Annotated in this window: 5 protein-coding genes and 2 rRNA genes; 1 reads left to right on the top strand and 6 read right to left on the bottom strand. The window is 32.6% G+C overall.

Annotated features, from left to right (window positions below; genetic code table 11):
* The 4 genes from F9279_RS24465 to F9279_RS24455 form a co-directional block, all read right to left on the bottom strand.
* Nucleotides 1–78: ribosomal RNA gene (locus F9279_RS24465) — 16S ribosomal RNA — on the bottom strand; the annotation flags it as partial.
* Nucleotides 79–589: 511 nt separating this feature from the next.
* On the bottom strand, nt 590–928 hold the full coding sequence (locus F9279_RS25465) for a hypothetical protein (protein WP_193224712.1): 339 nt from the start codon (nt 926–928) through the stop codon (nt 590–592).
* On the bottom strand, nt 904–1350 hold the full coding sequence (locus F9279_RS24460; protein WP_152116711.1) for an NUDIX hydrolase: 447 nt from the start codon (nt 1348–1350) through the stop codon (nt 904–906). The genes F9279_RS25465 and F9279_RS24460 overlap by 25 nt, the downstream gene beginning before the upstream one ends.
* Nucleotides 1351–1621: 271 nt before the next feature.
* Nucleotides 1622–3268 carry a methyl-accepting chemotaxis protein gene (locus tag F9279_RS24455; protein WP_226793912.1) on the bottom strand — a complete coding sequence of 549 codons (1647 nt, stop codon included), beginning with the start codon at nt 3266–3268 and terminating at the stop codon, nt 1622–1624.
* A 325-nt stretch (nt 3269–3593) separates the two neighbouring features.
* On the opposite strand from F9279_RS24455, the gene F9279_RS24450 reads away from it, so the two are divergent.
* The gene (locus F9279_RS24450; RefSeq protein ID WP_226793909.1) at nt 3594–4025 is read left to right on the top strand and encodes an NUDIX hydrolase; all 432 of its coding nucleotides are present in this window, start codon (nt 3594–3596) and stop codon (nt 4023–4025) included.
* 490 nt (nt 4026–4515) lie between these two features.
* On the opposite strand, the gene F9279_RS24445 is transcribed toward F9279_RS24450, so the two are convergent.
* Together F9279_RS24445 and rrf are read right to left on the bottom strand one after the other, a co-directional pair.
* Nucleotides 4516–5220 (bottom strand): aminoglycoside adenylyltransferase domain-containing protein, encoded by a 705-nt coding sequence (locus F9279_RS24445; RefSeq protein ID WP_226793906.1) that lies wholly within the window; start codon nt 5218–5220, stop codon nt 4516–4518.
* A gap of 546 nt (nt 5221–5766) precedes the next feature.
* Nucleotides 5767–5883 (bottom strand): 5S ribosomal RNA (rrf, locus tag F9279_RS24440).
* Nucleotides 5884–5937 lie beyond the last annotated feature (54 nt).

Genomic DNA, 5937 nt, shown 5'->3' with positions numbered 1-5937 from the left:
TTTTAAAGTCCGCTCGACTTGCATGTATTAGGCACGCCGCCAGCGTTCGTCCTGAGCCAGGATCAAACTCTCCAATAAAGAGTAAGATTAGCTCATTGCTAAACTCTAGCTTTTGTATTACTTATATCGTTCTTTAAGAACGATTATTGTTGACGTTTATTGTTCAGTTTTCAAAGAGCAATACATTCTGTTGCTATTAGAAGCAACTTTTATATCTTATCACAAATCTTTTTAATCTGTCAATAACTTTTTTAAAAGTATTTATTAACTAATTTATTATTCATTTGCGATTTGTTGTTTCTATCAGAAGCAACTTTTATATAATACCAATTCCTAAATAATACGTCAACTGTTTTTTTGAATTTAATATCTTTATTTTAATTTACATGCATATACTATTGGTGCCTTGTTTGATTTTGTTACAACAACTAAAGCTAATCTATTAATCTTTCCTTCTAATAATTCACCCGTATGAAGACAATAAAATTATGCTTCTTTTAAATTTTCTGGAGTTAGCCTATTGGCAATAGTACAATGAGGAATCCACTTACTCGGCAAGTATAAAGAATCAGAGCTATCATAGAATTCCTTAAAATTCTGATGAAACATAATTAATTCTTTTGTAAAAATCGGGGTATAAAACAAGGTACTTAAGAAATGTACCTATTGTTTGAAGAGTGATAGGAATAGAGTGTATATCTTCATAAAATCCCTGTAATTTTTTTATATAATTTTCTATAGAGAGCTTTCCATAGCTTGCTATCGTAATGTGGGATACTCTATCCTCTAATTCCCTGGCATACTTAGATATCCCTTTATACTCTAGTTCCTTCCATATTCCCCTTATTTTTTTATCTAAATTCTTATCAAATAATGATTCATCCCCCCCTAGTTTCACAAGTACTACATGCATGATTGAAATATACAAACTGGATAAATATTCTCATCCATAAGGTTATTTAGTATTTTCTTTATAACCTCTGGCTCTCGTAGCTCATCTTTACCCCATACTGATAAATCCCCTAGTTTAATCCAAGCGTAGTCAGTTATACCCTCTTCTAATACTATATCACCGTTAATAATTTCACCGATAAAATGAAAAAGGATTACTTGATCATTTGTAGCACTTATAAACTGGTAACTACCTGTTGTTCCTATTAAACAAACATTCAAGCCGACTTCTTCTTGCACCTCTCTATAAGCTACTAACGAAATATCCTCTCCATACTTCATACGTCCACTAGGAAAGTTCCATTTTTCGATTCCCGAGCTAGGTTTCTCCTTAATTAACAGAACTTTCCCATTATCTATTATGGATACACTAGCTACTATAATAGCCTCACTCTTCATTTATCCTCACCCTAAATTTGCTAATGTCTATTCTTTTATATATTCTAGTTTTTCTCTCAGACTCCTTTCCTAATAAATAAATAAGATCTAGCATAATGCTAGATCTTAAACAGTCGATACACCTATCTAAGTTCGGAGTGAATTTCCGCTACATGGTTTCACATTCTATGAGTATTGTAAAACCATTTCCACCCGGTTGACTAGAAAAATATTACCGTTTGCTAGAGAAATTGACTTTGTCTATAAGATGAGATTTAGTTTCATCTAATCTCTAGACATCAAATCTATTTATTAATTCTTTCAAGTTGTCTGCTAAATGAGATAACGCTAAAGAAGATGCAGCAATTTCCTCCATAGATGCTAGCTGTTCTTCTGCAGAAGAGGCGATATTCTGTGAGTGCATAGAACTTCGATCAGAGATATCTATTAAATGAACAAATGTTGATGAAGCCGCCTGAGTATTTTGTGATATTTCTTTAGAAGTAGCAACCATACCATTAATTAGTTCTTTTAGTTTTTCTGTAAACTGCATTATTCCTTCAAAACTTTCTCTTGTTTGATTAGCTATATCTAATCCTTCTTTTACTTCTATAGATACTTGTTCATAGGATTGGTTGGATTTCATCATATCTTCCTGAATCGTCCTAATTAATTCTGTAATTTGTGCAGAAGATTGCTGAGATTGTTCTGCTAAATTCCTCACTTCGTTAGCAACAACAGCAAATCCTTTTCCTTGTTCACCTGCTCTTGCAGCTTCGATTGCAGCATTTAGTGCTAACAAATTAGTTTGATTAGCAATATTACTAATTACATTTGTAATTTTTTCGATTTCTAGAGAATGATAGGCCAAGTTTTTTATTGCTTCTCCACTTGTTGTAACAGTTCTACTAATTTCATTTATTTGTTTCACTGTTTTTTGAACTAATAGTCCACCATGTATTGCCTTCTCAGTTGCCTCCATACTTACATTAGATACCGTTAATGCCTTATCAGCAATAGATTGAATTCCTATTGTAACTTCTTTTAAGTCAGATGCACTTCTTTGTATACTAGTAGAGGAATTTTCAGCTCCTTCAGCCATATCTAGAATAGATTCAGTAATAGTTTGAGTAGCAGAGCTAGTCTGTTCGGAACTTGCTGTTAATTGTTCAGAAGAAGATGCAAGCTGCTCTGAAGTAGTAATAATTTCTCCCATCATGTTTTTAAAGTTATTTGTCATCTTGTTAAAATTAAGAGATAATAAGCTTAATTCATCTCCAGAATGATCCTCTAATTGTGTTGTAAAATCACCATTACCTGCTAATTCAATTGCTTTAGTTAAGTTACTCAATCTCTTTTTTAACTTCCAAGTAAACATATATACAACAGTAAATGCTAGTAATGCCATAACAACTAATACAACAATGAATTTAATCATAAAGGATGAAAATATTTCACCAATAATCTCGTTAGATGCACCTACATACATAATTCCTATTGTTTCTCCAGAAGAACTCTTTAATGGCATATAAGCAGTTTGATACATTTTCCCAGCAACATTTGCTTCGCCATAATAGTGCTTTCCTTTCTGTAACACCGTATCTGCAACTTCCTTTGATGCTTGTGTCCCCGTCGCACGTTTTCCATCTACCATAACATTTGTTGCAATACGTGTATCCTCTAAAAAGATAGTAACTGTATCTCCTGTATCTTTTCCTATTTGATCAACAAGCTCATTATTATTATTTAGGATTACTTCTCCTTTATAAAGCTTGTCATCTATATATTTCCAGTCACCTGGATATTTATTATCTATATAGGTGTAGGCTAGATTTAGATCTCCTTTAGCTTTTTCTGTAGCGAATTCTTTTAAGCCCCAAGTAATTTCTTTATTCACTACAAAACCAATCACTAAAGAAAGAATTGCTATTATTGTCAAAACAATTATATTTATTTTTACCCCTATACCCCATTTTCACTTTATACCCCCAGATAGTAATCTCTTTTCATAAAAATTAATTAGTGCTATGAGGTTTATATCGGTATTAAACCTTGTATTATTAAACAAATTTCGACAAAATATTTATCTCTACTGCTAATAAAAAGTTAGTAAACAGAGTGGATATAGTTTACTATCAAACAAACCATAATATAGAGTAATTAAATGGTCAATTTTCAACATAAAATTCCTATGTTACACTGGTATTATCAATCATTTTGAAATAAAACAATGGAAATAGCTGTTTATGAAAAGGAGGATTCACTTGAACTCAGAAGCACATGCAAATTATACACCACCAAAACATATAGTATCCGCAGCAACTATTGTAATGAATGATCAAAAGGAAATTCTATTAATAAAGGGTCCAAAAAGAGGGTGGGAAATGCCAGGTGGACAAGTGGAAATAGGAGAATCTATCACAGATGCTGCTATTAGAGAAACAAAAGAGGAGACAGGTATTGATGTTGAAATAGTTAATTTTTGTGGTATTTTTCAAAATGTAGACAATTCAATATGTAATACACTCTTTATAGCAAACCCCGTTGGAGGCATTTTAACAACTTCATCAGAAAGTTTGGAAGTTGGATTCTTCCCTATTAAAGAAGCATTAGAAATGGTCACATATAAGAATTTTAGACAGAGAATAGAATACTGTTTAAATAAAGAAGATCATCCTTTTTATGTAGCATTCTAAACACTTAAAGTAGTTTATCAGATGCAAAAAATCTGAAAGGATCTATTAGTCTGAGGTATCGTATAATCTAATCTATTACATAATTGCAAAGTTCCTATTCACACCATTTTATCAAAATAAGTCTCAGCCTACTTATTAAAGTACCCCCTTTGGGAATGTGGTGGAGCGCCCTAAAAGTTAGAGTTTTAATATTAATCAGCTCATTGGCTGGTGTGTATACGGTATTGAACCGGACTCATACCAGCCAGATCTAAAGCCCTTATTTCTGTTTCTGTTCAATTTTTTCGGCTTCTGAGCTTCTATATTTTAGAGCACTACAATGTGATACCTACAATTCCAAGTTGTATTTGCTAAAACATTATAAACGAACAGACTCTAGTATTTAGGAGTTCCCTTGTTAGTTCAATAATTTCTTTACACCGTTTGAAATATAGTTTTTTAACAAATCAAGTTCATCTTTCTCAAAACTATAAGTATCCTTATCATAGGATTAACATTTAACCACTTTTTCAACAGTTTTTCTCATCTCTTTCGGAAATGTAGATAACCCCCAGTTACCAGCTTCTTGTTTTGAAGAAATAACTCCTTCTTTTAGGTACCAATAAACTCTAATCAAATTTAGCGTACAGTAAATGGGGTCCTCCTGAATATACTCTAAACAATCTGTGAAATCACCCATAATTGATGATAGATAATCTGAGGATGGAACTAGAGGAAAAACTTCAACAATAGATTTACCATATACACATACGCCTCTTTTATTAGTGATGGTAATATGAGCTGCTATATCTGCATCGGTATTAACATCACCATTCAAAAATTTGTTTGTTCCATTTAATAGATCATTTGTAAATCGCTCTCTCCAAAATTCACTATAATGAAAATCAAATGGGCAAGGATGCTGCCAGACCTTTAATTGTTCAGTATTCAGGAAACTAATTTCAACAGGAAATGGGGAGCTAGACTGCATTAATAACAACTTAGCTAATTTCCTTTTAGTTTCAACTGTCATGGACTTGTTTGTAACAACCAGTACATCAATATCACTACTCTTTGGATTAAACCCTCCCATTGCTAAAGAACCATGGATATAGATACCAATCAAATCATCTTTAATAATTTCAGAAATCCTTTTTTGCAGGTTGAAAATAAAATTAATTGTATGGGATGAACTTGATTTCAAATTATAAACCATGTATTATTACCCCCTTTTTCCTTCTCCACCTTGGATACGTCGCTTGATTGTTCATAATGAAAATTATGGTTAACCGTCATTTAACATAGCTCAGATTAATTGAAAATAGGCTCCTTTCAACAATAACAATCATCATACTAACAGTTTAGTCGTCATGTCATTATGTTTGAATGTGTCGATAAGTTGACACCCATTCCAATGTAAGACTTCCCATTTTCACATTATACTTATTGAAAAAAACGGAGTTATTGGATTGGGAATGAGAACAAGTACATCTGTCTTTATGCTTCGTTCTAAAACCTCTTTAAAAAAGTCACTTGTGGAATAGAAAGCCAAAGATTTAGTAAAGAACTCTTTTAGTCATTACTGTACTCCTATGCTCAATTTTCTAATTTCTTGGATAATTCCCTTCAATGCCATTCTTGCCAACTCTATTATCACCTAATTTTACAAATCCATTGTAGAACAAGTGTTTGTTACAGAGATATACAAGATAGGTATAAACAAAAAAAGATCTAAAAGCTTATGCTTTTAGATCTTTTGGTTGCCTGGCGACGTCCTACTCTCACAGGGGGAGAGCCCCCAACTACCATCGGCGCTGAGAAGCTTAACTTCCGTGTTCGGTATGGGAACGGGTGTGACCTTCTCGCTATCGCCACCAGACTATTTAATTTTTTGAGAGTTTGTTCCCTCAAAACTAGATTATGTTTAGAAGAA

Source organism: Bacillus sp. B1-b2, from assembly GCF_009183415.1.
Taxonomy (GTDB): Bacteria; Bacillota; Bacilli; order Bacillales; family Cytobacillaceae; genus Niallia.
This window is presented reverse-complemented; position numbering and strand designations above follow the sequence as displayed.